The sequence below is a fragment of the Pseudomonas putida genome (genome assembly GCF_004357765.1).
Classification (GTDB): domain Bacteria; phylum Pseudomonadota; class Gammaproteobacteria; order Pseudomonadales; family Pseudomonadaceae; genus Aquipseudomonas; species Aquipseudomonas putida_U.
In genome coordinates this window covers 19,165-44,546 of record NZ_SMTE01000023.1, presented here as the reverse complement: position 1 = coordinate 44,546, position 25,382 = coordinate 19,165, and the positions used below count along the sequence as shown (strand labels likewise).

The 25,382-nt window shown below is 62.8% G+C and carries 23 protein-coding genes; 12 read left to right on the top strand and 11 right to left on the bottom strand.

What is annotated here, in order from left to right; translation table 11 throughout:
- Positions 1-151: 151 nt before the first annotated feature.
- On the top strand, positions 152-1,039 hold the full coding sequence (gene rhtA / locus E2H86_RS24825) for a threonine/homoserine exporter RhtA (RefSeq protein WP_133332145.1): 888 nt from the start codon (positions 152-154) through the stop codon (positions 1,037-1,039).
- Between the two features lie 195 nt (positions 1,040-1,234).
- Entirely contained in the window at positions 1,235-1,516 is a 282-nt protein-coding gene (locus tag E2H86_RS24820; RefSeq protein WP_133332144.1) for a hypothetical protein, read from the top strand.
- A gap of 51 nt (positions 1,517-1,567) precedes the next feature.
- Here the strand turns inward: E2H86_RS24820 and E2H86_RS24815 are convergent, their stop codons facing one another.
- The gene (locus E2H86_RS24815; protein WP_133332143.1) at positions 1,568-3,376 is read right to left on the bottom strand and encodes an aminopeptidase P family protein; all 1,809 of its coding nucleotides are present in this window, start codon (positions 3,374-3,376) and stop codon (positions 1,568-1,570) included.
- A gap of 190 nt (positions 3,377-3,566) precedes the next feature.
- On the opposite strand from E2H86_RS24815, the gene E2H86_RS24810 reads away from it, so the two are divergent.
- On the top strand, positions 3,567-4,688 hold the full coding sequence (locus E2H86_RS24810; protein ID WP_133332142.1) for a DUF3182 family protein: 1,122 nt from the start codon (positions 3,567-3,569) through the stop codon (positions 4,686-4,688).
- The gene (locus E2H86_RS24805; RefSeq protein WP_133332148.1) at positions 4,663-5,433 is read left to right on the top strand and encodes an alpha/beta hydrolase family protein; all 771 of its coding nucleotides are present in this window, start codon (positions 4,663-4,665) and stop codon (positions 5,431-5,433) included. Before E2H86_RS24810 ends, E2H86_RS24805 begins: the two co-directional genes overlap by 26 nt.
- Before the next feature lie 65 nt (positions 5,434-5,498).
- Here the strand turns inward: E2H86_RS24805 and E2H86_RS24800 are convergent, their stop codons facing one another.
- Positions 5,499-6,062, bottom strand: a complete 564-nt coding sequence (locus E2H86_RS24800) for a helix-turn-helix domain-containing protein (RefSeq protein ID WP_133332141.1) — start codon at positions 6,060-6,062, stop codon at positions 5,499-5,501.
- Positions 6,063-6,146: 84 nt separating this feature from the next.
- On the opposite strand from E2H86_RS24800, the gene E2H86_RS24795 reads away from it, so the two are divergent.
- The 7 genes from E2H86_RS24795 to E2H86_RS24765 all read left to right on the top strand — a co-directional run bounded on the left by E2H86_RS24795 (position 6,147) and on the right by E2H86_RS24765 (position 13,304).
- Positions 6,147-7,097, top strand: a complete 951-nt coding sequence (locus E2H86_RS24795; protein ID WP_133332140.1) for a DMT family transporter — start codon at positions 6,147-6,149, stop codon at positions 7,095-7,097.
- 149 nt (positions 7,098-7,246) lie between these two features.
- Positions 7,247-10,162 (top strand): monovalent cation/H+ antiporter subunit A, encoded by a 2,916-nt coding sequence (locus E2H86_RS24790; RefSeq protein ID WP_133332139.1) that lies wholly within the window; start codon positions 7,247-7,249, stop codon positions 10,160-10,162.
- The gene (locus E2H86_RS24785) at positions 10,162-10,506 is read left to right on the top strand and encodes a Na+/H+ antiporter subunit C (protein ID WP_133332138.1); all 345 of its coding nucleotides are present in this window, start codon (positions 10,162-10,164) and stop codon (positions 10,504-10,506) included. The genes E2H86_RS24790 and E2H86_RS24785 overlap by 1 nt, the downstream gene beginning before the upstream one ends.
- Positions 10,503-12,182, top strand: coding sequence for a monovalent cation/H+ antiporter subunit D (locus E2H86_RS24780; RefSeq protein WP_133332137.1), 1,680 nt, complete (start codon positions 10,503-10,505; stop codon positions 12,180-12,182). The genes E2H86_RS24785 and E2H86_RS24780 overlap by 4 nt, the downstream gene beginning before the upstream one ends.
- The gene (locus E2H86_RS24775) at positions 12,179-12,667 is read left to right on the top strand and encodes a Na+/H+ antiporter subunit E (protein WP_133332136.1); all 489 of its coding nucleotides are present in this window, start codon (positions 12,179-12,181) and stop codon (positions 12,665-12,667) included. The genes E2H86_RS24780 and E2H86_RS24775 overlap by 4 nt, the downstream gene beginning before the upstream one ends.
- Entirely contained in the window at positions 12,664-12,942 is a 279-nt protein-coding gene (locus E2H86_RS24770) for a K+/H+ antiporter subunit F (RefSeq protein ID WP_133332135.1), read from the top strand. The genes E2H86_RS24775 and E2H86_RS24770 overlap by 4 nt, the downstream gene beginning before the upstream one ends.
- Positions 12,939-13,304, top strand: a complete 366-nt coding sequence (locus E2H86_RS24765; protein ID WP_133332134.1) for a Na+/H+ antiporter subunit G — start codon at positions 12,939-12,941, stop codon at positions 13,302-13,304. Before E2H86_RS24770 ends, E2H86_RS24765 begins: the two co-directional genes overlap by 4 nt.
- A 4-nt stretch (positions 13,305-13,308) precedes the next feature.
- Here E2H86_RS24765 and E2H86_RS24760 read toward each other — a convergent pair whose 3' ends face one another.
- On the bottom strand, positions 13,309-13,515 hold the full coding sequence (locus E2H86_RS24760; protein ID WP_133332133.1) for a hypothetical protein: 207 nt from the start codon (positions 13,513-13,515) through the stop codon (positions 13,309-13,311).
- Positions 13,512-13,982: a hypothetical protein gene (locus E2H86_RS24755; protein ID WP_133332132.1), complete on the bottom strand. Its 471-nt coding sequence runs from the start codon at positions 13,980-13,982 to the stop codon at positions 13,512-13,514. The genes E2H86_RS24760 and E2H86_RS24755 overlap by 4 nt, the downstream gene beginning before the upstream one ends.
- Before the next feature lie 240 nt (positions 13,983-14,222).
- On the opposite strand from E2H86_RS24755, the gene E2H86_RS26055 reads away from it, so the two are divergent.
- A complete protein-coding gene (locus tag E2H86_RS26055; RefSeq protein WP_165976119.1) occupies positions 14,223-14,378 on the top strand; it encodes a hypothetical protein in 156 nt (51 codons plus the stop codon).
- Positions 14,379-14,538: 160 nt separating this feature from the next.
- Here the strand turns inward: E2H86_RS26055 and E2H86_RS24750 are convergent, their stop codons facing one another.
- The 7 genes from E2H86_RS24750 to E2H86_RS24720 form a co-directional block, all read right to left on the bottom strand.
- Positions 14,539-14,943 (bottom strand): TraR/DksA family transcriptional regulator, encoded by a 405-nt coding sequence (locus E2H86_RS24750; RefSeq protein ID WP_012315289.1) that lies wholly within the window; start codon positions 14,941-14,943, stop codon positions 14,539-14,541.
- Between the two features lie 302 nt (positions 14,944-15,245).
- On the bottom strand, positions 15,246-16,019 hold the full coding sequence (locus tag E2H86_RS24745) for an enoyl-CoA hydratase (protein ID WP_133332131.1): 774 nt from the start codon (positions 16,017-16,019) through the stop codon (positions 15,246-15,248).
- 13 nt (positions 16,020-16,032) lie between these two features.
- Positions 16,033-17,160 (bottom strand): acyl-CoA dehydrogenase, encoded by a 1,128-nt coding sequence (locus E2H86_RS24740; protein WP_133332130.1) that lies wholly within the window; start codon positions 17,158-17,160, stop codon positions 16,033-16,035.
- Positions 17,161-17,168: 8 nt separating this feature from the next.
- The gene (locus tag E2H86_RS24735) at positions 17,169-18,362 is read right to left on the bottom strand and encodes an acetyl-CoA C-acyltransferase (RefSeq protein ID WP_133332129.1); all 1,194 of its coding nucleotides are present in this window, start codon (positions 18,360-18,362) and stop codon (positions 17,169-17,171) included.
- Positions 18,363-18,375: 13 nt separating this feature from the next.
- Positions 18,376-19,143 carry an SDR family NAD(P)-dependent oxidoreductase gene (locus tag E2H86_RS24730; RefSeq protein WP_133332128.1) on the bottom strand — a complete coding sequence of 256 codons (768 nt, stop codon included), beginning with the start codon at positions 19,141-19,143 and terminating at the stop codon, positions 18,376-18,378.
- Between the two features lie 12 nt (positions 19,144-19,155).
- On the bottom strand, positions 19,156-20,802 hold the full coding sequence (locus E2H86_RS24725; protein WP_133332127.1) for an acyl-CoA synthetase: 1,647 nt from the start codon (positions 20,800-20,802) through the stop codon (positions 19,156-19,158).
- A 90-nt stretch (positions 20,803-20,892) separates the two neighbouring features.
- Positions 20,893-25,377 (bottom strand): NEL-type E3 ubiquitin ligase domain-containing protein, encoded by a 4,485-nt coding sequence (locus E2H86_RS24720; protein ID WP_165976118.1) that lies wholly within the window; start codon positions 25,375-25,377, stop codon positions 20,893-20,895.
- Between the last annotated feature and the right edge of the window lie 5 nt (positions 25,378-25,382).

Sequence of the window (25,382 nt, the reverse complement as noted above, 5' to 3'; positions counted from 1 at the left end):
AAGGAGTTTTTCGTTCCGACTGCGTTGGAAGTGGTGCGCATTATAAGGGGATTCGAAACGGCGTCAACACCTATTTTGAGGAAATCTAGCCACTCACCGTTTTGCGCACTATAGTGCACAACCCGCAGCCCTCCCAGGATCCCTCCTTAAGATGAACACCCCGCCCCGCAGCCTGGCCGCAACCTTGTTCCCGATCGGCCTGCTACTCATTGCCATGGCCTCGATCCAGTCCGGGGCTTCGTTGGCCAAGAGCATGTTCCCCATCATCGGCGCTCAGGGCACCACCACACTGCGCCTGATCTTTGCTTCGGTCCTCATGCTGCTGATCCTCCGTCCCTGGCGTGCACGCCTGACCGCCAAGGCACTGCGCGACATCGTGATCTATGGCATGGCCCTGGGTGGAATGAATTTCCTCTTCTATATGGCACTGCAGACCGTACCCTTGGGTATCGCCGTGGCACTCGAGTTCACCGGCCCACTGGCCGTCGCTCTGTTCGGCTCGCGCAGACCCCTCGACTTCCTGTGGATAGCCCTCGCCGTCACCGGCCTGCTGCTGCTCATCCCGGTTGGCCACGCCGGTCAGTCGCTCGATCTGCAAGGTGCGATCTACGCCCTTGGCGCCGGCGTATGCTGGGCCCTGTACATCCTGTTCGGCCAACGTGCCGGTGCCGAACATGGAATCCAGGGAGCGGCCCTAGGCGTCGTCGTCGCAGCGCTGTTCGTTGCCCCCATCGGGATCGTGCATGCCGGAGCTGCCTTGCTGACCCCCGCCGTGATCCCTCTCGCCCTGGGCGTGGCCGTACTGTCCACCGCCCTACCCTATAGCCTCGAGATGGTCGCGCTCACCCGCATGCCGGCACGTACCTTCGGTACCTTGATGAGCATCGAACCTGCCATAGGTGCGCTTTCCGGCCTGGTGTTCCTCGGCGAGGTACTGAGCATGACCCAATGGCTGGCGATTGGCGCCATCATCACTGCGTCGGTCGGCGCCACACTGGCCATGCGTAAGGCATCCAACCCTCCCGTGGCGGCAGACTGACATGAGAAATACTTTCATTTGAGACGGGATTAAACGTTGTCGTCACCCGGCTCCCTGATTAAGCTGTCACAGGATCATGATCTTCACGCTATTACTATCTGGAACGAACACGGACGCTGGGGAATGTTTAAGGAAGAACCAAAGCGATAACGACAGGGTCTGACAACTCGTCAGCCCTGCAAAATAAGGACAGGAATGAAACGTATTCTGCTCATCCTGGCCGTTTTGGCCATTGCTGGATGTGCCGCAACGGCCAAGACCGAGGTCAAGAAAGGGAAGAAGGGCCTGCACATCAACTGCTCGGGCCTCTCTTCATCCTGGGACAAGTGCTACAGCAAGGCAGCTTCCTCATGCACCTCCCGTGGTTATAAGGTCGTAGCGCGCTCTGGCGATGCTGACGAGGAACCCGGGGACTATCTGTTCGGCATCAACCCTGCCGGATACACCAGTCGCAGCATGATCGTCATCTGCAAGTGAACAAAGGCAGCCTCTGAGCTGCCTGTGTTTCATCCAGCCCGAAGCAAAGCCCTACAGCGCCTGGGTGCGAGCCTCCAACCAGGCCAGCGCATCACCAGACAGCAGCGGGGCGAGTCGCTCACGCACCCTGCGATGGTACTCGTTCAACCAGTCCCGCTCCTCTTTCGCCAACAGTTCCGGCTGTAGGCAACGGGTGTCGATCGGGCACAGGGTCAGGGTTTCGAAGTTCAGGAAGTCGCCAAATACGCTGCTGCCTGCCTCTCGATTGACGACCAGGTTCTCGATGCGAACTCCCCACTCACCTGGACGGTAGGTCCCCGGTTCGATCGAGCTGATCATGCCGACCTGCATCGCCGTCTGCGGCGTGGTCGCCGCTTGATAGGCAATCACCTGCGGCCCCTCATGGACATTCAGGAAATAACCGACTCCGTGCCCGGTCCCATGACCGTAGTCGACCAGATCCGCCCAGATCGGCGCCCGCGCAATGGCATCCAGCAGTGGCGACAGGATGCCGCGCGGGAACGTCGCACGCGACAGGGCGATCATGCCCTTGAGCACACGCGTGCAGTCCCGTTTCTGCTCAAGGCTCGGCTGACCCACCGGAACCATCCGGGTGATATCAGTGGTTCCCCCCAAGTACTGGCCACCCGAGTCGATCAACAGCAGGCCATCCCCTTCGATGACCGCGTGGGACGCCTCCGTCGCACGGTAATGGGGCATGGCACCATTACCGTTGAAGGCTGCAATGGTCGAGAAGCTCAGCGAGACAAAACCTGGACGACGAGCACGTGCGGCACTCAACTGTTCATCGATGGTGAGCTCGGTGATCACCTGCTTGCCCAACTGTGCCTCGAACCAGGCGAAGAACTCGCACAAGGCCGCGCCATCCTGCTCCATGACCTGGCGGATGTGGACCAATTCCTCCTCACCTTTGCACGACTTGCTCAGCGTCGTTGGGTTGAGCCCTTCGATCAGTGCCACCTGGGCATCCAGGCTTTGCAACACACCACAGGTGACACGCGCAGGATCGACCAGCAGCCGACTGGAAGGTGCAAGTGCGGCGAGCGCCGCATCTACCTGCCCGTAGTCACGCACCTCGATACCATCGGCCGCCAGCAGCTGGCGCAAGTGTTCGTCGAGTTTCCCTGAGCCGACGAACAAGACAGCCTGCGTCTGGCTGATCAGCGCGAAGGCGATGAACACCGGGTTGTAGGACACGTCACTACCACGCAGGTTGAACAACCAGGCAATGTCATCCAGTGTCGCGATGAAGTGCCAATCCGCGCCTTTTTCCTGCAGGCTTTCGCGCAATCGGGTCAGCTTTTCGACTCGGCTGCACGGGGCATGGGGAGGCAGATGCTCGTACACAGGATTTGCCGGCAACGCTGGACGGCCCTCCCAGACCTCATCCAGCAGATCGCGGTCGGTCAGCAGGCGCACCTCCCGCGCCTGCAAACGCTCCTGCAACTGGCGCGCCGAGGCGAGCGCCATGACCGCACCGTCCACCGCCACCGAGCCCTTGCGCTCGACATTGTCGCCCAGCCACTCCAGGGCACCTGGCTTTCCGGACAACAGCTTCATCAATTCGATGCCGCTGCCGGCCAGTTCCTTCTCGGCTTGCGCCCAGTAGCGGCTGTCCACCCATACGCCCGCGAAATCCGCTGTCACTACCAGCGTCCCCACCGACCCATCGAAGCCGGACAACCAGCGGCGGCCCTGCCAATAGCCGGGCAGATATTCGGAAAGATGCGGGTCAGCCGACGGCACCAGCAGGGCGTCGATCCCCTCCCTGGCCATGACCTCGCGCACACGCGCCAGGCGTTCCGGCACGCTCTGCTTGATGGTGGTCTGAACGTTCATGCGCACTCCTGCGGCCACTGCTGGATTGATTCAGGACCACGATAATGGAACAGCCTTCCCGGCCCTGCAATCTCGCCAAGCACTGCCCACCGCGAAATCTTCCTGGCACGGCAGCCCGCCACCCAGCCAAGGTGAACTTCCGCCGGAAGACGTACCTCAGAATCTTTACAGACACCTGGAGGCCCCTGTCATGCCGCGATCCGACGAAGCCAAACGCGCGGTGGTCGTGCTCGACTCCGGCGAGCCCACCGCAGATCACGAGCGTGCCACTCAAAGGAAGCTGGCAGAGCATCTGGCACACTTGCTTGGTTGTCCCTACCTGGAGCCCACTCAAGCCCCAAGGGCCAGTGACCACTACTACTATCTCGCCCCGCAAACCCTGACCGAGCCGCAACGCTACGCCGCACTTGGCATACGCAGCGAACGGGACCTGTTCGGCGGTCTGGTCAGCCAACCTTTCATGGCCACCAAGTCCATTTCCCACCCCCGTCTGGCCAAAGGCTATTTCCCACCGGGCTGGAGCGATGACTTCGCTCGACAGGCGAGCAGTGCATTGCTCAAGGGCTATACGGTCTTCAGCAAGCAGGACGCCCGCGAGGCAGCCCGGTTACTGCTCGCCGAGGGCGCCGTGCGCGTGAAGCCGGTCCGTGCCACTGCGGGCCGTGGGCAGCATGTGATCGAGCAATTGCACGAACTCGAGCCCCTGCTTGGAGACATGGACGAACGACAGCTCATGATCTGGGGCTTGGCACTGGAGGAGAACCTCCTCGACGTCGAGACGCTGAGTGTCGGCCAGGTCCGTGTCGCCGGGATCACTTGCAGCTATCACGGCATCCAGCATCTGACCCATGATCACCAGGGCACCGAGGTCTACGCCGGCTCCGAGTTGCTGGTCGTGCGCGGCGGCTATGAAGCGCTACTGCAACTTCCCCTGGATGAGCACCTGCGCCTGGCAGTCACCCAGGCGCTCACCTACGAGCAGGCCGCCCAGCACTGCCTACCGGGGTTCATCGCCTCTCGCCGCAACTATGACATCGCCCGCGGCGTCAACGCCCGAGGTCAACTGCGCAGCGGCGTCCTGGAACAATCCTGGCGCCCCGGCGGCGCCAGTAGCGCAGAAGTGCTGGCGCTCCAGGCGTTCGCCGATGATCCCGCCCTGCAACAGGTACGCGCCTCTTCGCACGAGGTATTCGGCACCTTCCACCTCCCCCGCGATTCAACTCTTTTCTACCAAGGACAAGACAGTGAACTCGGACAATTCAGCAAATACGCGCAGATCCATGGCCATGACCATTCAGAGCGACACCGTTGAGCTGCAGGTCGACAACGACACGATTGCCGGCACGCTGGTCAGCCCTGGTAGCAAGATGCCCGGCATCCTGTTCGTCCATGGCTGGGGCGGCAGCCAGCAACGCGACCTGGCGCGCGCCCGGCAGATCACTGGCCTTGGCTGCGTGTGCATGACATTCGACCTGCGCGGCCATGAAAAAACCGAAAGCCAGCGACTGACAGTGACCCGCGAACAGAATCTCCAGGACCTGCTCGCGGCCTACGATTGCCTGGCCAGCCACCCCGCTGTCGACAATGGCGCGATCGCCCTGATCGGCAGCAGCTACGGCGGCTACCTGGCAACCTTGCTGACCCGCCAGCGGCCGGTGAAATGGCTGGCTTTGCGCGTCCCCGCGATGTACTGGGACGAAGAGTGGGACACGCCCAAACAGACACTCGATCGCCAACGCCTCAATGCCTATCGCCAGCGGACCCTGGGTCCTGCCGACAACCGCGCGTTGGGCGCGTGCGCCGAATTCGAAGGCGATGTGTTGCTGGTCGAGTCGGAGCAGGACGACTACGTGCCGCACACCACCTTGATGAGCTACCGCTCGGCGTTCATCAATGCTCACTCGCTGACCCACCGCATCCTCGACGGCGCCGACCATGCATTGTCCACCGAGGAAAGCCAGAAAGCCTACAGTTCGATTCTCGCCGCCTGGGTCAATGAGATGGTGGTCGGCGCACGCTTGGACCGTTATCCGCACTATGCGCCGTGGTATGCATGAACTGGAATCAGCCAGACAGCGCAAGGCGCGCCGGCAGCCGGAACGTTGAGCGGCTCTGATACGGTTCAGATCACCACATTACGCACGAAACGCACGGGAATGACGCCATCGTTGCGGTAGGCATACCGACAGTTACTGGGAAACACATGGAATTGTCGGGCCTGAAGGGACAACTCGACCCCTTCGATGATCAGTGTGAGCTCGCCCTCGGTCACGTAGATCTGCTCGCTCCAGCCCTCGGCATCCGCTTCGCTGGTGTAGAGCTCGCCGGGGGCCAGGGTCCACTCCCAGATCTCCACTTCGCGCCGGGCGGTGCTACTGGCCAGCAGTACCGCCTTGCTCTGCGGCTGCTCGCCGGCCCAGGCCAGCTCATCGATGCGACTGGGATCACGCAGGTCAGGCGCCTGGATCAAGGTGCTGAAGGCTACTCCCAGGGCCTCGGCAATCAGGTCGAGCGTGGTCAAGCTGACATTCTTCTCACCTGCCTCGATCGCTACCAACATCCGCCGACTGACGCCAGAGCGCTCGGCCAAGGCGCTCTGGCTCATGCCTGCGGCATTGCGCAGGCTGCGGACATTGAAGCTGACATGTTGCAGCACCGACGCACGATGCGCTGAATCTTTGTGCACTATATTGCTCACTTTTGCCATTTGCGCAGTATACTGCCCACTTTTGCGGCGATTGTGCGCCGCGCCTTTCGAGTGTGCAAGACCATGACCGCCTCCACCCGCCACCCCCAATCTACCCTCACCCTGCGCTTGAGCAAGGCCGAAATGGTACTGGTGTTCATCACCATGCTGTGGGGGGGTACCTTCCTGCTGGTGCATAACGTCATGACCGTGAGCGGGCCGATGTTCTTCGTCGGGCTGCGTTTCGCCGCGGCAGCGTTGTTCGTCGGCCTGGTCTCGGCGCGCTGCCTGACCGGCCTGACCGCCACCGAACTGAAGGCCGGTGTGCTGATCGGCACCGCCATCATGCTGGGCTATGGCTTGCAGACCATGGGTTTGCAAACCATCAGCAGCAGCCAGTCGGCATTTATCACCGCGCTCTACGTACCGTTCGTGCCGCTGCTGCAATGGCTGGTGCTCGGCCGCCGCCCAGGGCTGATGCCAAGCATCGGGATCTGCCTGGCGTTCGTCGGCTTGATGCTGCTGGCAGGGCCTGAAGGCGGCGCTTTGCACTTCAGCGAAGGGGAGGTGGTGACCTTGGTCAGCGCGGTTGCCATTGCCGGAGAAATAATCCTGATCAGCCGCTATGCCGGCCAGGTCGATGTTCGCCGGGTGACCGTGGTGCAACTGGCCACGGCCTCGCTGCTGTCATTCCTGATGATCGTGCCGACCCAAGAGCGCCTGCCCGAGTTTTCCTGGCTGCTGTTGCTCAGCGCGCTGGGACTGGGCGCGATGAGCGCGGTCATCCAAGTGGCAATGAACTGGGCGCAGAAATCGGTTTCGCCTACACGCGCTACGCTGATCTATGCTGGCGAGCCGGTCTGGGCCGGTATCGTCGGGCGGATCGCCGGGGAACGCCTGCCGGGCGTGGCGCTGCTCGGCGGCCTGCTGATCGTGGTGGCGGTAGTGGTCAGCGAACTGAGGTGGCGACGCAGCGTCGGTGAAAACCCAACCCAGGAACGACACTTCGAAGGTGAACGCTCCACCGACCTGTGAACCTTTCGACAGCGGCTATGCTCTGTAAAAAACTGTTATAAAAAAACAGCTTGTCACAGCACTTTTGTAGGATTCTGCGACAGCTTGCGTGTTGGTGATCGACAACGCGGCACGTATGATCCTTGGCAATCCTTCTAGAATAGACCGCTATGTCATTGATAGTGCTACTGCTTCTGCCGTTCATAGGCAGTTGCCTGGCAGCCGTGCTGCCGCACAATGCCCGGAACGCCGAGTCCATACTGGCCGGGGTCGTGGCCCTGGTCGGCACGGTCCAGGTAGCACTGCTGTACCCCCAGGTTGCCCATGGCGGGGTGATTCGCGAGGAATTCCTCTGGCTGCCGAGCCTGGGTCTGAACCTGGTACTGCGCATGGACGGCTTCGCCTGGCTGTTCTCGCTGCTGGTATTGGGCATTGGCACGCTGGTATCCCTGTACGCGCGCTACTACATGTCGCCACAGGATCCGGTACCGCGTTTCTTCGCTTTCTTCCTGGCGTTCATGGGCGCCATGCTCGGCGTGGTGATCTCCGGCAACCTCATCCAGCTGGTGTTCTTCTGGGAACTGACCAGCCTGTTCTCGTTCCTGTTGATCGGTTACTGGCACCACCGCGCCGACGCCCGACGCGGTGCCTACATGGCGCTGATGGTCACCGGCGCCGGCGGTCTGTGCCTGCTGGTCGGGGCCCTGCTGCTCGGGCATGTGGTCGGCAGCTACGACCTGGACAAGGTCCTGGCGGCCGGCGAGCTCATCCGCCAGCACGCGCTGTACCCCGTACTGTTGCCGTTGATCCTGATCGGCGCGCTGAGCAAGAGCGCGCAGTTCCCCTTCCAGTTCTGGTTGCCCCATGCCATGGCGGCGCCGACACCGGTATCGGCGTACCTGCACTCGGCGACCATGGTCAAGGCCGGGGTATTCCTGCTGGCCCGTTTGTGGCCGGTGCTGTCGGGCAGCGAGGAATGGTTCTGGATCGTCGGCGGAGCCGGCGCCATAACCCTGCTGCTGGGCGCCTTCGCTGCGATGTTCCAGAATGACCTCAAGGGCCTGCTGGCGTACTCGACCATCAGCCATCTGGGCCTGATCACCCTTCTGCTCGGTCTCAACAGTCCGCTGGCGGCGGTCGCCGCCGTGTTTCACATTCTCAACCATGCCACCTTCAAGGCCTCGTTGTTCATGGCCGCCGGCATCATCGACCACGAAAGCGGCACCCGCGACATCCGCCGCCTCAGCGGTCTGATCCGACTGGTTCCGTACACCGCCACCCTGGCCATGGTCGCCAGCGCCTCGATGGCCGGCGTGCCATTGATGAACGGTTTCCTGTCCAAGGAAATGTTCTTCGCCGAAACCGTGTTCATCAGTTCCACCGCCTGGGTCGAGGCGACCTTGCCGGTGATCGCCACCTTGGCCGGCACCTTCAGCGTGGCCTACGCGCTGCGGTTCACTGTCGACGTATTCTTCGGCCCCACTGCCGAGGATCTGCCCCACACCCCCCACGAGCCACCGCGCTGGATGCGCGCGCCCGTCGAGCTGCTGGTGCTGGTGTGCCTGGTAGTCGGTATCTTCCCCGCCCAATCGGTCGGCCCGCTGCTGGCTGCCGCAGCGCTGCCAGTGGTTGGCGGGACCCTACCCGAATACAGCCTGGCCATCTGGCATGGCTGGAACGCCCCGTTGATCATGAGCCTGGTGGCCATGAGCGGCGGCGTGCTGCTCTACCTGCTGCTGCGCAAGCAACTGCGCAGGGGCCGCTTCCCGTATCCGCCGCTGATTGAGCGCTTCAATGGCAAGCGCCTGTTCGAGCACGGCCAGGTACACCTGATGCTGCTGGCTCGGCGCGTCGAGCGGCTGCTGACCAGCCGTCGCCTGCAAGCGCAACTGTTCATGGTGGTGCTCGTCGCTTTTCTCGCCGGCCTCACGCCCATGCTCTACAGCGGCCTATCCTGGGGTGACCGACCGAAGATTCCGGGCTCCGGTGTGTTCGTCGCGCTGTGGCTGATCGCCATCGCCTGCGCCATCGGCGCGGCCTATCAGGCCAAGTACCACCGTCTGGCCGCGCTGATCATGGTCGGCGTCTGTGGTCTGATGACCTGCATCACCTTCGTCTGGTTCTCGGCCCCGGACCTGGCCTTGACCCAATTGGCGGTGGAAGTGGTGACCACCGTGCTCATCCTCCTTGGCCTGCGTTGGCTGCCACGACGCATCGAAGGGGTGTCGCCGTTGCCGGGCAGTCAGGACCGGGCGCGCGTTCGCCGCCTCCGCGACCTGTTGCTGGCAGTATTGGTCGGTGGCGGCATGGCGTTGCTCTCGTATGCGATGCTGACACGACCGACGCCCAACGATATCTCCTCGTTTTATCTCAGCCGGGCGCTGCCCCAGGGCGGTGGCACCAACGTGGTCAACGTGATGCTGGTGGACTTCCGCGGCTTCGATACCCTGGGCGAGATCACCGTTCTGGTGGCCGTGGCCCTGACCGTATTCGCCCTGCTGCGCCGCTTCCGCCCACCGAAGGAGAGCATGCAGCTGCCTGCCCAGCAGCGCTTGCTGGCACCCGATGTGGTCACCGACCTGATCAACCCACGCCACGCCGCCGACACCGCGCTGGGCTTCATGATGGTTCCGGCGGTGCTGGTGCGCCTGTTATTGCCGATTGCCCTGCTGGTGTCGATGTACCTGTTCATGCGCGGCCACAACCAACCCGGTGGCGGCTTCGTCGCCGGCCTGGTGATGTCGGTGGCGTTCATCCTCCAGTACATGGTCGCCGGTACCCAGTGGGTCGAGGCACAGATGAGCCTGCGGCCACTGCGCTGGATGGGGACCGGTCTTCTGTGCGCCACCCTGACCGGCGTGGGTGCCATGGTGCTGGGCTATCCCTTCCTCACCACCCATACCGCGCACCTGCACCTGCCGGTGATCGGCGACATGCACATCGCCAGCGCATTGTTCTTCGACGTCGGCGTGTACACCGTAGTGGTCGGATCGACGCTGCTGATCCTGACCGCCCTCGCCCACCAGTCGGTGCGGGCACATCGTCCGGGCAACCCGGCCAAACCCAGCCAAGCAGGAGCCGCCTGATGGAAGAAGTCATTGCAGTCGCCATCGGCGTACTGGCCGCCTCGGGTGTGTGGCTGGTGCTGCGCCCCCGAACCTATCAGGTGATCATGGGCCTATGCCTGCTGTCGTACGGGGTCAACCTGTTCATCTTCAGCATGGGTAGCCTGTTCATCGGCAAGGAGCCGATCATCAAGGAAGGCGTGACCCAGGACCTGCTGCACTACACCGATCCTCTGCCCCAGGCCTTGGTGCTGACCGCCATCGTCATCAGCTTCGCCATGACCGCGCTGTTCCTGGTCGTGCTCCTGGCATCGCGCGGCCTGACCGGCACCGACCACGTGGATGGCCGGGAGCGCGACGAATGAGTGGCATGAGCCAACTGATCATCGCGCCAATCCTGCTGCCGCTGCTCACCGCGGCGATCATGCTGCTGATCGGCGAAAAACACCGTCAGCTCAAGGCGCGCCTGAACCTGCTGTCGAGCTTCGTCGGACTTGGGATCGCCGTCAGCCTGCTGTTATGGATCCGTACCCAGGGCCAGGCCGAGTCGATTGGGGTTTACCTGCCCGGCAACTGGCCAGCACCCTTCGGTATCGTGCTGGTGCTGGATCACCTGTCGGCACTGATGCTGACCCTGACCGGAATCATCGGCGTCAGCGCCCTATTGTTCGCCCGTGCTCGCTGGGACAGTGCCGGTGCCAGCTTCCATGCACTGTTCCAGATCCAGCTGATGGGCTTGTACGGCGCCTTCCTGACTGCCGACCTGTTCAATCTCTTCGTATTCTTCGAGGTGCTGCTGGCGGCCTCCTATGGTCTGCTCCTGCACGGTTCGGGCCGGGCCCGGGTACGCGCCGGACTGCATTACATCGCCATCAACCTGTTCGCATCGTCGCTGTTTCTGGTAGGCGCGGCGATGCTCTACGGTGTCACCGGCACGCTGAACATGGCCGATCTGGCGCTGAAGATCCCGTTGGTACCGGAAGCAGACCGAGGCTTGCTGCATGCCGGCGCGGCGATCCTGGCGGTGGCCTTCCTGGTCAAGGCCGGTATCTGGCCGCTGAACTTCTGGCTGGTGCCGGCCTACGCTTCGGCCAGCGCGCCGGTGGCGGCACTGTTCGCCATCATGACCAAGGTCGGCCTGTATGCGTTGCTGCGTCTGTGGACTCTGCTGTTCTCCGACCAGGCCGGCGCTTCGGCACACTTCGGTGGCCATTGGCTGGTGTATGGCGGTCTGATGACCCTGGCAATCGCTGCCATTTCCATTCTCGCAGCGCAACGCCTGGAGCGCATGGCGGGCCTGAGCATCCTGGTCTCGGCGGGCACGCTGCTGGCTGCGGTCGGCTTCGCCCAGCCCGCGTTGACCGGTGCAGCGCTGTTCTACCTGGTCAGTTCGACCTTGGCCCTCTGTGCCCTGTTCCTGCTCGCCGAACTGATCGAACGCTCGCGATCGGCCAACGAAGTGCCTCTGGAGGACGAAGAGGGGGTGATGCCCTCTCCGCTCGAGTCGCTGCACCCGCCCAAAGGCATCAATCTGGACGATGAACAAAAAGCGGTGATCGGCCAGGTCATCCCGTGGACCATGGCGTTCCTGGGCCTCAGTTTCATTGCCTGTGCACTACTGATCATCGGCATGCCGCCGTTCTCGGGCTTCATCGGCAAGCTCAACCTGATCAGCGCTTTGTTCAACCCACTGGGGCTTGGCAGGCCCGTCGAGCAACCGCTGTCAGCGTCCGGATGGGCACTGGTGGCCTTGCTCATCCTGTCCGGTCTTGCCTCGCTGATCGCTTTCGGCCGGGTTGGCATCCAGCGCTTCTGGAAGCCTGAAGAGCGGCCCTCGCCGTTACTGCGTCGCTATGAATGCCTGGCCGTGGTCGCACTGCTGGGTCTGTGCACCCTGCTGAGCTTCCGCGCCGAGCCCGTGCTGCGCTATACCCAGGACACCGCCGCCAGCCTGCAGGCCACGGACGCCTACATTCAGGCGGTGATGGCTGCCAGGCCACGACCGGGTCCGACCATCCTCGACTTGCAGGTGCAGCCATGACACGACTGTTTCCCGCCCCACTGCTATCGGCCGCGCTATTCGTTCTATGGTTGTTGCTGAATCTATCGGTCAGCCCCGGCAATCTGGTGCTGGCTGCTGCGCTGGCGGTGTTGGCACCGCTGCTGATGGCCCCCTTGCGCCCGCAGCATGCCTATGTGCGCAAGCCAATGGCGATCGCTAGGCTGATCGGCCGGGTCGGCATCGATGTCATCGTCTCCAACCTGCAGGTGGCCCGTATCGTCCTGCGGGCGGGGCGTCGCCCTCCCCACTCGCGCTTCGTGCACATCCCACTGGAACTGCGCGATGCCCACGGTTTGGCTGCACTGTCGACGATTACCACGGTGGTGCCCGGCACAGTCTGGTCGGAACTGGCCCTGGACCGTAGCGTGCTGCTGTTGCACGTGTTCGACCTGGATGACGAGCAGAGCTTCATCGAGCACTTCAAGGCCACTTATGAACGCCCGCTAATGGAGATATTCGAATGACTGGGCTGCTCGCCAACGCGCTCCTCGCCAGCCTGTTCATCCTCGCCCTGTCGATGGCCCTGGCGCTGATCCGGCTGTTTCTCGGCCCGTCCGCACAGGACCGGGTGCTGGCGCTGGACTACCTGTATATCCTGGGCATGTTGATGATGCTGGTGCTGGGGATCCGCTACGCCAGTGACACCTATTTCGAGGGTGCGCTGTTGATAGCCCTGTTCGGCTTCGTCGGCTCGTTCGCCCTGGCCAAGTTCCTGTTACGCGGCGAGGTAATCGAATGAACACGACCCCCGAACTGCCGTTCTGGCTGGAAGTACTGACCGCCATCCTGTTGCTGGTCGGCAGCCTGTTTGCCCTGATCGGTGCGGTTGGCCTGCTGCGGTTGAAGGACTACTTCCAGCGCATGCATCCGCCAGCCCTAGCCTCGACCATCGGTGCCTGGTGCGTTGCCTTGGCGTCGATCCTGTACTTCTCCTGGTTGAAGCAGGCGCCGGTATTGCATGCGTGGCTGATACCCGTGCTGCTGGCCATCACCATGCCAGTCACCACTCTCCTGCTGGCCCGAGCTGCACTGTTTCGCAAGCGCATGGCCCGCGAGCCAGTGCCGGAGGAAGTCAGCAGCGGACACGACCGCGGCCATTGAAACATTAGTGTCGAGTCAGGCGTTGCAACTCGCGACGGACCATGGCGGCATAAGGCGGCGGGCTGAGCTGGTAAAGCTGCCCAGCCACCCAGTTCAGCCAAGTACCCTGCAACTGTTCGCGCATGGCCAGCAGGCGCTGGGCCTCGGCGAGTGCCGCAGGCCCATGCTCACGGTGAAAGGCAGCGCGCCCTTCGGCCGGGTCCTGGTTCATTCGCTGGCCTTGAAGGTGGTCAGCTCGCCCTTGCGCCACTTGGCGACCTTACCGGTCACCGCCTTCAGCAACTTGCCCAGGCCTTCCTGCACCTGCTGTTGGGCAGCAAATACCAGCATGACGCCCTGGCCCTCGCGGAATACGATACCCTCGCCCTCCGGCACCGAGACGAAGGCATAGTCGCCCACGCCGTAGACGTTCAACTTGATCTCGCGAAAGCGCATTTCCAACTTGCCGCCTTCACGGCTGGGCAATACGGCGGCACGAAAGTGGTCACCCACTTTCAGCTCTAGTCGCTGTTTGTCGTCGACCACCAACGCGCTGTCGGTATCGATCTCGGCCATGTACAGGCCTTCAGGATTCTGTTCGGTAATATAAATGAAACGCCCTTGGAACAGCTTGGCCAACTTGCCGCGCAAATCGCCCAAGGCAAACAAGGCGTGGGTATCAAGAGTACTGACTGCCAATGAAGTGATCCTCAAACCGGTAACATCCCGCCCCCCTCTCGCGCTGGACGAGGCACGGTCATTTCAAGTCGATAAACAAAAATAGTAATGAAGCTGTGCACGCACTATCTGTGCCGCTTGGCGATGCAGCTTGCAGGAAACGTCAAGGCACACTGCCGGAAAAGCGTCGTGCGGGGCTTACGACATAGTTCCCAATCGGGAAGCGTAACGTCAGACAACAGTCACGCCGGAAAAGATGCAATGGATAACTACAGAGCCGGGGCAGAAGTCTGGCTCTGGCGCCATCGGGACATCGCACAAGGAAATATGCACGAAAACACTGAAATCCGTCGAGAGGAAAACGATATTTCTTACCCGCTGTCGCTGCATCGCATCATGGCAGGGCGCATTACTTAGCAGCCTAACGATAGGTCAATGATACGCCTGCGCCGGCGCCAGGAAAAGTGCCACCTTACATAGGCAACTCGCACCTTTGCCCATGCACGCTTCTCTGTGCAGCCAAACAATGCAAAAAGCCCCAGGGATTGCTCCGTGGGGCTTTGCACACCGCGCTCGGTCAGATCTGCCGTTGGTGGCGGTCGAGCTGCTCGTGGCGCTCCTGGGCTTCGATGCAGTACTTGGTGGTCGGACTGATCAGCAGTCGCTGCAGGCCGATTGGCTCACCGCTGTCGTCGCACCAGCCAAAGCTCTCGTCGGCGATACGGCCCAGGGCCATCTCCAGCTGCGGTAGCAAACGCTGGTCGCGCTCGATGGCATTGACCAACCAGTGACGCTCCTCTTCGACCGAAGCCACGTCAGCCGGATCCGATGGGGTATCCAGGCTTTCGATGGTGGCGCGGCTCAGCTCGATGCGTTCATGGGTTTCGACTTTCATCGCTTGCAGCAGGCCGGTGAAGAATGCCAGCTGGTCAGCGTTCATGTAGTCATCGGCCGACATGGCCAGCAACTGTTCCTTGGTCATCGATATCTCTATGAAAAAATGTGCATTTGGGCGATTCGGGTGCGCTCGATGCCTCGGCATCGAGCACGGAATTCTTCAAGCGCCAACCGGCACTCTTTTGCAGGGGGCGGCAGTCTAAGGCGCCACGTCGCATGGAGCAACAGCAATCAGGGGGTAATTCACCTGAAATGGCCTGGATTCCGCTGGTCGGTGCCAGCCGATGACTGCAGAGTCGGTCATAGCGCACCGCCAGGGTACCTATAAAAAAAGAAAAACCCCACACCTCGAAAGCTGTGGGGTTGCCGAGCACGGCAGGTTGTCGTCTAACAGTCCTTGAATTGCGGCTCACGTTTAGCGATGAACGCTGCCATGCCTTCCTTCTGGTCTTCGGTGGAGAACGCTGCGTGGAAGACTCGACGCTCGAAGCGTACGCCTTCGCTGAGGTTGACCTCGAAAGCGCGGTTGACACTCTCCTTGACCATCATGCTGACCGGGATCGACTTGCTGGCGATGGTGGCGGCCACCTTCAGTGCTTCTTCCAGCAATTGCGCTTGTGGCACCACCCGCGCCACCAGCCCCGCCCGCTCGGCTTCCTCGGCGCCCATCAGGCGGCCACTGAGGCACAGCTCCATGGCCTTGGCCTTGCCCACCGCGCGGGTCAGCCGCTGGGTTCCGCCCATGCCAGGCAGTACGCCCAGGTTGATTTCCGGCTGGCCGAACTTGGCATTGTCGGCGGCCAGGATGAAGTCGCACATCATCGCCAGTTCGCAGCCTCCACCCAAGGCAAAGCCGGACACGGCGGCGATGATCGGCTTACGCCGGTTGGCGATACGATCGGCATCGCTGAACAGGTCATCGACGTAGATCTGAGGATACTGCAGGTCGGCCATTTCCTTGATGTCGGCGCCGGCGGCAAAGGCCTTGGCAGAACCAGTCAGCACCACGCAGCCGATGTTCGGGTCACGCTCGAGCTGGTCCAGGGCCTGGTTGATTTCACCGACGATCTGCGCATTCAGGGCGTTCAGCGCCTGGGGGCGGTTGAGGGTGATCAGGCCGACTTTGCCGTGGATATCCAACAGGATGGTTTCGAATGCCATGCGGTCTGCTCCTTCAAAGATTGCGCGCAATGACCATGCGCTGTATGTCGCTGGTGCCTTCATAGATCTGGCAGACACGTACGTCGCGATAGATCCGCTCCAGCGGGAAGTCGCTCAGATAGCCATATCCACCCAAGGTCTGCAAGGCGTCCGAACAGACCTTTTCGGCCATTTCCGAGGCAAAAAGCTTTGCCATCGAAGCTTCTACCAAGGCTGGTCGCCCGGCATCGCGCAGCGCCGCAGCATGCAACACCATCTGCCGCGCAACGGCGATGCGCGTCGCCATGTCGGCCAGCCGGAAGGCCACTGCCTGATGCTCGATCAGCGGTTTGCCGAAACTTCGACGCTCGTGGGCATAGTCACGTGCCACCTCGAAGGCCGCTCGCGCCATGCCCACCGCCTGGGAGGCAATACCGATACGACCGCCTTCGAGATTGGCCAGGGCGATCTTGTAGCCTTCGCCCTCCTCGCCCAGGCGGTTGGCCACCGGCACACGCACATCGTCGAAGACGATCTGGCAGGTATCCGAAGCGTGCTGGCCGAGCTTGTCCTCGATTCGCGCCACCTGGTAGCCGGGTGAATCAGTGGGCACGATGAACGCGCTGATACCGCGCTTGCCGGCCTGTGGATCGGTCACGGCGAAGACGATCACCACTCCGGCGTTGAGCCCGGAGGTGATGAACTGCTTGCTGCCATTGAGCACATATTCGTCACCGTCACGGCGGGCACGGGTCTTCAAGCTGCTGGCATCGGAGCCGGCCTGAGGTTCGGTCAGGGCGAACGCCCCGAGCATCGCGCCACTGGCCAGTGGGGTGAGGAACTGCATCTTCTGCTGCTCGTTGCCGAAGCGCAGGATCGGCACGCAACCTACCGAGTTGTGCACGCTCATGATGGTCGAGCAGGCGCCATCGCCGGCGGCGATTTCCTCCAGGGCCATGGCATAGGCCACATAACCGGTATCGCTGCCGCCCCATTGTTCCGGTACCAGCATGCCGAACAAGCCTAGCTCGGCCATTTCCTGGATGGCTTGCGTGGGGAAGCGGTGCTCCTTGTCCCACTGCTCGGCAAAAGGCTTGAGCCGCTCCTGGGCAAAGTCGCGCACCGCGTCGGCGATTTGTTGTTGTTCGTCAGTTACCAGCATGGTTCACCTCAGTACAAGCATTCGATGGCCATGGCCGTGGCTTCGCCGCCGCCGATGCAGATGGCCGCCACGCCTCGGCGCAGGTTGTTCTGGCGCAGGGCCGATAGCAAGGTCACCAGGATCCGTGCGCCCGAGGCGCCGATGGGGTGGCCCAAGGCGCAGGCGCCGCCATGAATGTTGACCTTCTCGTGGGGCAGGTCGAGATGCTTCATGGCAGCCAGGGTCACCACAGCGAAGGCTTCGTTGATCTCGAACAGATCGACCTCACCCAGGCGCCAACCGGTGCGCTGCATCAGTTTGTCGATTGCACCGATCGGTGCGGTAGGAAACAGCGCCGGAGTGTCGGCGAACGCAGAATGCCCGTGGATCACCGCCAGCGGCTTGAGACCGCGTTTTTCAGCCTCTGAGCGACGCATCAGCAGCAATGCGGCAGCGCCATCGGAAATCGAACTCGAGTTGGCCGCCGTCACCGTGCCGCCTTCACGGAACGCCGGTTTGAGCTGCGGGATCTTGTCCAGGCGGGCCTTGGGCGGTTGCTCGTCATCCTTGATGAGTCGGGTCTGCTTGCCCTCGATGACCTCCACCGGGACGATCTCGGCGGCGAAACGACCACTACTGATGGCCGCCTGAGCACGGGTCAGCGAGTCGATGGCGAAGCGGTCCTGGACTTCGCGGCTGAACGCGTTGGCCTGAGCGCAATCCTCGGCGAAGGTGCCCATCAGTCGACCCTTGTCGTAGGCGTCCTCCAAGCCGTCCATGAACATATGGTCGATGACCCGACCATGGCCCATGCGATAGCCACCACGGGCCTTGTCCAGCAGGTACGGGGCATTGCTCATGCTCTCCATGCCACCTGCCACCACCACCTCGGCGCTGCCGGCCAGCAGCAGGTCATGGGCCATGATCGCAGCCTGCATGCCAGATCCACACATCTTGTTCAAGGTGGTGCAGGTCGTGTGCTTGTCCAGGCCCGCGCCAAGGGCGGCCTGACGCGCTGGCGCCTGCCCCTGCCCGGCCGGCAGGACGCAGCCGAACAGCACCTGCTCCACGCTAGCCGCGTCGATGCCGGCGCGCTCGACCGCGGCACGTATGGCCGCGCTGCCCAGCTGTGGCGCGGTAAGGCTCTTGAGGTCGCCCTGCAGGCCGCCCATGGGTGTACGTGCAGCACTGACGATGACGACCGGGTCGTTGGCAATGGACATATCTTCAACTCCTTTACTTGGCAGCCATGCGCAGCGCGCCGTCGAGGCGGATCACCTCGCCGTTGAGCATGCTGTTCTCGATGATGTGGCGGGCCAGGGCGGCGTATTCCTGCGGGCGTCCCAGACGCGGCGGGAACGGGACGCCAGCGGCCAGCGAGTCGCGCACTTCCTGGGTCATGCCGGCCATCATCGGCGTCTCGAAGATCCCGGGGGCGATGGTCATCACGCGAATACCGAAACGCGCCAGCTCGCGGGCTGCAGGTAGGGTCAGGCTGGCGATGGCGCCCTTGGAGGCAGCGTAGGCGGCTTGGCCGATCTGCCCATCGTAGGCGGCGATGGAGGCGGTGTTGATGATCACCCCGCGCTCGCCGCCTTCATCAGCGCTGCCCTCGGCTATGGCCGCTGCAGCCAGGCGCAACAGATTGAAGCTACCGACCAGGTTGACGTTAATGACCTTGGCGAAGCTGGCCAGCCCATGGGGGCCTTGCTTTCCCAAGACCTTTTCGGCGCCGACGATGCCAGCGCAATTGATCAGCCCCTGCAGGCTGCCAAAGGCGCTGAGCGCGGCATCCACAGCAGCCTGTGCCGCCTGCTCGTCGCTGATGTCGGCCACCGCGAAGCGGGCGTTGTCGCCTAGCTCGCGGGCCTTGGCCTCGACCGCCTGGGCATTGAGGTCGACCAGCATGACCTTGGCGCCAGCCTCGACCAGCATCTGCGCGGTGGCTGCGCCGAGTCCGGAGGCTGCGCCGCTGACGATGAAGTGCTTGTTGGCGATATGCATGATGTAGGGTCCTCAGGCGCTGGCGCGAACGGCCTGTTGCGCTTGTTGTTTGGCGATTTCCTGGTTACGCAGGATGAAACGTTGCAGCTTGCCGCTCGGGGTTTTCGGCAGCTCGCTGACGAACTCGATTTCACGCGGATAAGCATGGGCGTACAGGCGCTTGCGCACGTGCTGGCGAAGGGTTTCCGCAAGCTCGGCACTGCCCTCGACACCGCTGGCCAATACCACGAAGGCCTTGATCAACTCGGTGCGTTCCAGGTCCGGCTTGCCGATCACCGCGGCCTCGATCACTGCCGGATGTTCGATCAACGCACTCTCGACGTCGAACGGCCCGACCCGGTAGCCGGAGGTTGTGATCACGTCGTCGCTGCGACCGACGAAACTGATGCTGCCATCTTCGTTGAGCTCGACGGTATCGCCGCTGAGGTAGTACTTGCCGATGAATGCCTTGGTCGGCGAAGCGTGATAGCCGCCGAACCAGCACAGCGGCGATTGTTCGCGATCGACCGCCAGGATGCCCGGCTGCCCGGCCGGAAGTTCGCGGTTGTGTTCGTCGAGGACGACGATGCGATGGCCAGGGATGGCGAAACCGGCCGAGCCCAGATTCACGGGATGTTCCAGGCCATGGTGGTTGCACAGCACCATACCCAGCTCGGTCTGCCCGTAATGGTCATGGATGGTGACCCCCAGTTCGTCGCGGAACCAGCGGATGACTTCAGGGTTGAGCGGCTCGCCTGCACTGCTGACCACCCGCAAGCGCCCCTTGATCGGTGTCGCGAAGACCTCGCCAGCGGCAATCAGCAGGCGGTAGGCGGTGGGCGAGCCGGCAAGATTGGTGATGCCCAGCTTGTCGATCACCCGCGCACAACTTTCCACGCTGAACGGGCCATCGTAGAACGTCGTGGCGTGACCCAGTGCCAGGGGACCGGTGACGGCGTAGTAGAGGCCGTAGGCCCAGCCCGGGTCGGCCAGGTTCCAGAAAACGTCGTCGGCTCGCAGGTCGATGGCATCGCGCATGTAGCCCTGGAAGGCGACGATGGCACGCAGGGGAACCTCCAACGGTTTGGCCGGACCGGTCGTGCCCGAGGTGAACATCAGCAAGAAAGGATCGTCACCGGTGAGCATGACCGGTTGGCACTCGGCCGATGCGGCGTCGAGCAGTCGCTGGAAGTCCGCCTCTGCGGGTCGGGCGTTGACGGTGATGTGCGCCGGGCATTCGGCGACTTCATCGAGCTTGCCACGGTTACCCTGGTCGGTGACCACGACCTTGGCCTGCGACTGATGCAGACGGTGTTCGATGGCCTTGGGCCCGAAAGCGGTGAACAACGGCTGGTACACCGCTCCCAGTCGCCAGGTGGCCAGAATCGTCACCAACAGCTCCGGAGTCCGCGGCATGAGCCCGGCCACCCGGTCGCCAGGACCGATCCCATGGTCGCGCAGCACATTGGCGAAACGCCCTGCCATGTGCTGCAACTGTTCGAAACTGTAGCGCTTCCCGCAACCGTCGCCGCTCTCCCAGACAAGCGCCGTGCGGTCGCCACCGACATGACGGTCGCAACATTCGACGCACGCATTGAGCGCGCTCAGGTTGCCATGCAACGCCGCTTGCACGGCATCGGCATACTGGAACGAACGAACAGCCTCGGCGTAATCGCGCATCGTCAGACTCCTGGTTTGTTATTGTTGGAATCGCACCAAAGGTCTGACGATGGTCCCGCCAAGGCCGCGCGCGGACAATGGCCAAAGCGGTCAATCGCGATGAGCGGTTTGGCCCAATTCGGCTTGATCTCGGCTCAAGGCTTCGCGGGTCAGCTCAAGCGCCAGGTCCTGCCGAGCCGCCTCGCGCTCGGCGGTCAGCGCGTCCCATTGCTGCCGATAGGCCTCGCTGCTCAGCTCCTCCACCTGCTCATCGAGTTGCGTCCCCTGTTCGGCAAATGCCTCATCGAGTTCGGCGAAGACCTGATGGTGCTGGGTGCGCAGATAGCTGACCCAGAAGTCCCGCGTGACGAGGCTTTGTGCCAGCGCTTCCGGCGTCTCCTCCGCACGCACCGTGGCCAACGCTTGCTGCTCGCTTTGTGGGGAGATCGCTGCCAGCATGTCGAACCTCATGGTTCGGGGCTGGCAAGGCAGATGCAGCGCCTGGGCCAGACGAATGCGATAGCCAAGCACGACCTCCAGGTCGTCCACCTGCACACCGGCGAGGTGCCTTTGCCTAACCACCTCGAAAGCGAAGTGGTCAACCCGCTCCAGGCGGAACAGTCGCCTGCCCAGTTCGAGCAGCGCCGCCTGCGCATCCGTTTCGATACTGCTTTTTTGCGCAACGTAGACCAGCACCTCGATCTGCAGGCGGCTGAAACGCTCCGCCACGCTGTCCACGCATCCCTGCGGCTCCACGGCGCTGGCAAAGATGCGCCGTTGCAGCGCCTGGTCCTCGTCCAGCGCTTCCAGCAAACTCCACACCTGGTCACGCACATAGTCAGGCTCCCGGGTGAAGTCGCTGGCGTCGGTCAATGCTTGCAGCAGGCTGAACAGTCCGCCACTGCCGGCTTGTCCGCGCAAGCGGGCCCAGAGCTGCGACCTGGCCAAATGGTTGGAAGCTGGCTCGCCCTGCAACCATCTGTCCATCGCCGGCAGGGCTGGCGGCGCTTGCCTGGCGATCACGCCATGCTGGTCGATGCCATAGAAGATCTCCCGGACCTGCACCGGCAACGGATTACGGTGGAAATTGATCCGCGCTCGAGTGGCCCAAGGAAGCTGCCTGAGGGAAAGAGGAATGTCAGTGATCGAGTTGTCGCTCAGGTCAACGAAGTCCAAGTCCCGGCACTGTTCAAGGCCTGCGGGGACCGACGTCAACCCGCAGAACGACAAGCGCAAGGCACGCAATCGCGACGGCATGTCGAAGCGCAGGTCCAGTTCGCCCAATGTGTTGTGGCTCAGGTTCAGCGAATGCAGCCGCGCCAACGAGCTCAATACTTCGCGATTGCTGGGTGTCATGCGAATACGGTTGGCCATCAACGTCAGGTGGCGCAGCGCAGGCAGGTGAGCGATACCGGCCGGAATCGCGGTCAAGCGATTGTTGGTGATGGTCAAAGTGTGCAACTGAGCGAAGCAGCGCAAGAAGTTCGCCGGCACCTGCTCCAGGTCCTGGCCAGCCAGTATCAGTTCGCCCACATGGCTCAGGTCCACCTCTGCCGGCAATGCAGGTAGCTGCGTGATGCGCCAGCCACTGAGGTTCAGTCGCAGGCTGCCGGTACGACCGTCGTTGGCCAGAACCAGCTCCCCTTCCATGCGCCACGCCGCACGTAACATGTTGGCCATGTGCAGGCGCTGTACCCGGACGCCGCGATTGCGCACCGCCCCTTGCCACTGCTCGAGGGCGCGATCGAGCCGCGCATAATTGCGCTCATGCTGCAGCAGATGGTCGAACGGCGAACCCTCTTCACGCAACAGCCCTTGCAGGAAGGCCTCCACCTGGGCCTCATTGAAGCTTGGATAGAGCGCCCGGATCCGGTCACGGAAGGTACCGACCACACCTTGCCGGCGCGATATCAACCCCCCCAGGGGGTAACCGACACGGCCATCGCTCAAGCGCATCGCTGGATTGAACCAAGGCGGCGCCTCCCGCCACCCCAGGAGGTTGAGCAGCTCACGGCGATCTGTCGGCAGCCGTGCTATGAGCCGGGCACGCAGCCCCGCCCCCGCATGATCGACATCGAGCCCAAGTGCCTCGCGCTGTGCAGGGCTGAGCAACGCGGTCACGGCACTGAACATATCCGCAGGATCGTCGACGTCTTCCTCACGCAGTAGCCCACGATGATCGTACAAGCGGAATCGACCGTCTCGCTGGACCAACACCGTACGCATCTCGGGCTGACCTTGTGGATTCAAGGTCGCCAGCAACCGGCCGCTGTCCGAGCCTTCTCGCAGCTCCAGGTTCAGCGCGAAGGGCCAGTGAGGCAATCGCCGTAGCAAAGCGAACACCAGCTCGCCCGTGCCCGCCGTGTAGCTGTCATCGAGGAACAGGCCTTCGACGGCGCGGTTGACCCGCGCCTGGGCCAACAGTGAACGGGCCTTGTCGGCGACCTGCAGCGGCACCCTGCCTGCAAGTACCGCTACGCGCTCCATGTTTCGCGGCAGGCCTTGCACGGCCTCTCGGGCATAACGTGCGGGCAGACCGGGAAAGTCTCGCTGGACGATTGCCAACAGGGGATCGTCAGCTTCATCAGCGGCACTCAAGTGGGCAAACAGGTCGGCGCGCCAGGACGCTGGATCCTGTGCAAGCCGCGTGGCCATTTGCGTCTCGCTGAGGTTTTCCATCCCTGGCCGGGTCTTGCACCATGCCAGAATCTGCGGATCATCCACCAGGGGTAGGGGCTGACTGACACGCACAAGCAACTTGGCGATGCGCGCATCGGCCTCGAAGCGGCTCAAGGCATCGCGCAGGTTGAAAGGTACGGGCCGGTTCTCCACCAACAGCCCGCGCAGTTCATTCTGGTCCATACCCGCTGCCTGCAACACTTGCTCCGCCCGCGACGGCTCCAGCGGCGGGTCGCTGGGCCACAGTCGGTCGAGCATGCGCGAACTGTCGTCCCAGTCCATCGGCTGTTCCAGACGCAGGCGCCAGTAACGGTCACCATTGCCATGTAGTTCCGGCCCGAACGCATCGCGGCGCAGGCGATGACGTAGCCGCCAAGGCCCGTCTGGCCGAGGTTGGTGCACCTCATAGAAGCGCCCGTCAATGCGCAACAGGCGACGGTCTCCATCCGTGAACAGACCATCTTCCTGCAGTACCGGCTGCACAGGACTGACCTCGAACGGCGTGAGATCCTGATTCCACAACCTGGCTTCTTGCTCGTCGCTTTCGACCGGCTGCAAACTGTCAATGAAGCCGCTGCGGGCAAAGCCGCGAGCCACCAGCCCAGCGCCCACCACGGTAACGGCAGTGGCCGCGACCACCTCAGCGACACCCAGCAGATGCTCCATGGCTTCATGTCGATGGCCTTGGGCCCAGTCAGCTACACCTTCGTAACTCTCCTTGACGGTATGGACCACCAACTGGGCCAACAGCAGCTCGCCCAACACGGGTACGAACAGGCCAGCGATACCCAGCGCCCCCATGCCGATGCCCTCCCAACGTGCCAGGCGCGCATGGGCGTTGCTCGCATCGGCATCCGCATTGGGCACCAGCAACAGACGCGCATCGTCCTTGAGCCGCAGGATATGCTGGTCCGCCAGGTGCTTGAACACATCGCCTTGCAGAGTCGCCCCTTGCAACTGCAGGTCAGTGTCGCTGTCGAGCAGCCGCTTGTTCAGCGTGGCGGTAAAGGCAGCGCGCTCGCGCAGTCCGATCATTTCGCCGATGCGCCTGTGCACGGTCGCTTTGCGCAATTCGGCAGCCAGGCCCTGGTTGAGCGTCGAGAGATTGGCAAAATGCTGCAGCGGCTGCTCGGCATCCTGTGGCAGGTACAACACCACGCCCAGGTCTTCACCCTCGGCACCGCGCAGTTGCATGAGCAAGCCGTCAGCGGCCATCCGATCGAGCATTTTCAGTTGGCCTGGATACACATGCAATGCTGGCCGGCCATGCCCCGAACCAGGCTCGACCATTCCCAGCAGCGCCGCGTGCTGGCTGGGTTGCAGTACGCCACGCAGCGCCGCCAGTTCGACCGCCAAGGCAAAACCGGTACGTTTGTGCTCGGCCAACAATGTGCGCACCTGCGCGGTGGCCTGCTGCTCGAGTAACGCCTGGTACTGCTTGCCGACATCCAGTTCCCGGCAGCGCCTGGCAAATGCGTTAGGATCCCCCGACAGCACCGCATTCTGGTCGATCAGCACCAGGCCGCTACCCAGGTAGGATGAGTCGGTGCCCGGAAAATTCTGCATCAAGCGCAGCAAAGCCGGCGAACGGACATACACCGTCTCGTCGGTCGGCAGCCCGCCATCTGCCGGAACGGTAAAGCGCCGGCGCACGTCCAGCCACTGCAAGCCGGAGAGCCCCGCATCGGCCGCGGCGCCGTCGAGCAGCGCCGAGTAGGCCGCCTCGGCGTACGCCTGGGGAGTCTGCAACGGCTGCAGCGCCTGGGTCAGTCGTTCATGACTGCGCCGATGGGCCGCGTAGCGGTCACGTAACGTGTTGATCTGCTCGACTGACGCCTGCTGCAGCCAGCTGGGCAGCCGGGCTGCCACGAAACGGTCCGGGGCGCTGTCGAGGGTGGTGGTCTTAACCTGCGTCATGGGGG

What these genes read in the sequence shown, in the direction of transcription:
- rhtA (WP_133332145.1), top strand. Translation starts at nt 152, where the DNA reads ATGAACACCCCGCCCCGCAGCCTGGCCGCAACCTTGTTCCCGATCGGC.
- E2H86_RS24820 (WP_133332144.1), top strand. Translation starts at nt 1,235, where the DNA reads ATGAAACGTATTCTGCTCATCCTGGCCGTTTTGGCCATTGCTGGATGT.
- E2H86_RS24815 (WP_133332143.1), bottom strand. Translation starts at nt 3,376, where the DNA reads ATGAACGTTCAGACCACCATCAAGCAGAGCGTGCCGGAACGCCTGGCG.
- E2H86_RS24810 (WP_133332142.1), top strand. Translation starts at nt 3,567, where the DNA reads ATGCCGCGATCCGACGAAGCCAAACGCGCGGTGGTCGTGCTCGACTCC.
- E2H86_RS24805 (WP_133332148.1), top strand. Translation starts at nt 4,663, where the DNA reads ATGACCATTCAGAGCGACACCGTTGAGCTGCAGGTCGACAACGACACG.
- E2H86_RS24795 (WP_133332140.1), top strand. Translation starts at nt 6,147, where the DNA reads ATGACCGCCTCCACCCGCCACCCCCAATCTACCCTCACCCTGCGCTTG.
- E2H86_RS24790 (WP_133332139.1), top strand. Translation starts at nt 7,247, where the DNA reads ATGTCATTGATAGTGCTACTGCTTCTGCCGTTCATAGGCAGTTGCCTG.
- E2H86_RS24785 (WP_133332138.1), top strand. Translation starts at nt 10,162, where the DNA reads ATGGAAGAAGTCATTGCAGTCGCCATCGGCGTACTGGCCGCCTCGGGT.
- E2H86_RS24780 (WP_133332137.1), top strand. Translation starts at nt 10,503, where the DNA reads ATGAGTGGCATGAGCCAACTGATCATCGCGCCAATCCTGCTGCCGCTG.
- E2H86_RS24775 (WP_133332136.1), top strand. Translation starts at nt 12,179, where the DNA reads ATGACACGACTGTTTCCCGCCCCACTGCTATCGGCCGCGCTATTCGTT.
- E2H86_RS24770 (WP_133332135.1), top strand. Translation starts at nt 12,664, where the DNA reads ATGACTGGGCTGCTCGCCAACGCGCTCCTCGCCAGCCTGTTCATCCTC.
- E2H86_RS24765 (WP_133332134.1), top strand. Translation starts at nt 12,939, where the DNA reads ATGAACACGACCCCCGAACTGCCGTTCTGGCTGGAAGTACTGACCGCC.
- E2H86_RS24760 (WP_133332133.1), bottom strand. Translation starts at nt 13,515, where the DNA reads ATGAACCAGGACCCGGCCGAAGGGCGCGCTGCCTTTCACCGTGAGCAT.
- E2H86_RS26055 (WP_165976119.1), top strand. Translation starts at nt 14,223, where the DNA reads ATGGATAACTACAGAGCCGGGGCAGAAGTCTGGCTCTGGCGCCATCGG.
- E2H86_RS24750 (WP_012315289.1), bottom strand. Translation starts at nt 14,943, where the DNA reads ATGACCAAGGAACAGTTGCTGGCCATGTCGGCCGATGACTACATGAAC.
- E2H86_RS24745 (WP_133332131.1), bottom strand. Translation starts at nt 16,019, where the DNA reads ATGGCATTCGAAACCATCCTGTTGGATATCCACGGCAAAGTCGGCCTG.
- E2H86_RS24740 (WP_133332130.1), bottom strand. Translation starts at nt 17,160, where the DNA reads ATGCTGGTAACTGACGAACAACAACAAATCGCCGACGCGGTGCGCGAC.
- E2H86_RS24735 (WP_133332129.1), bottom strand. Translation starts at nt 18,362, where the DNA reads ATGTCCATTGCCAACGACCCGGTCGTCATCGTCAGTGCTGCACGTACA.
- E2H86_RS24730 (WP_133332128.1), bottom strand. Translation starts at nt 19,143, where the DNA reads ATGCATATCGCCAACAAGCACTTCATCGTCAGCGGCGCAGCCTCCGGA.
- E2H86_RS24725 (WP_133332127.1), bottom strand. Translation starts at nt 20,802, where the DNA reads ATGCGCGATTACGCCGAGGCTGTTCGTTCGTTCCAGTATGCCGATGCC.
- E2H86_RS24720 (WP_165976118.1), bottom strand. Translation starts at nt 25,377, where the DNA reads ATGACGCAGGTTAAGACCACCACCCTCGACAGCGCCCCGGACCGTTTC.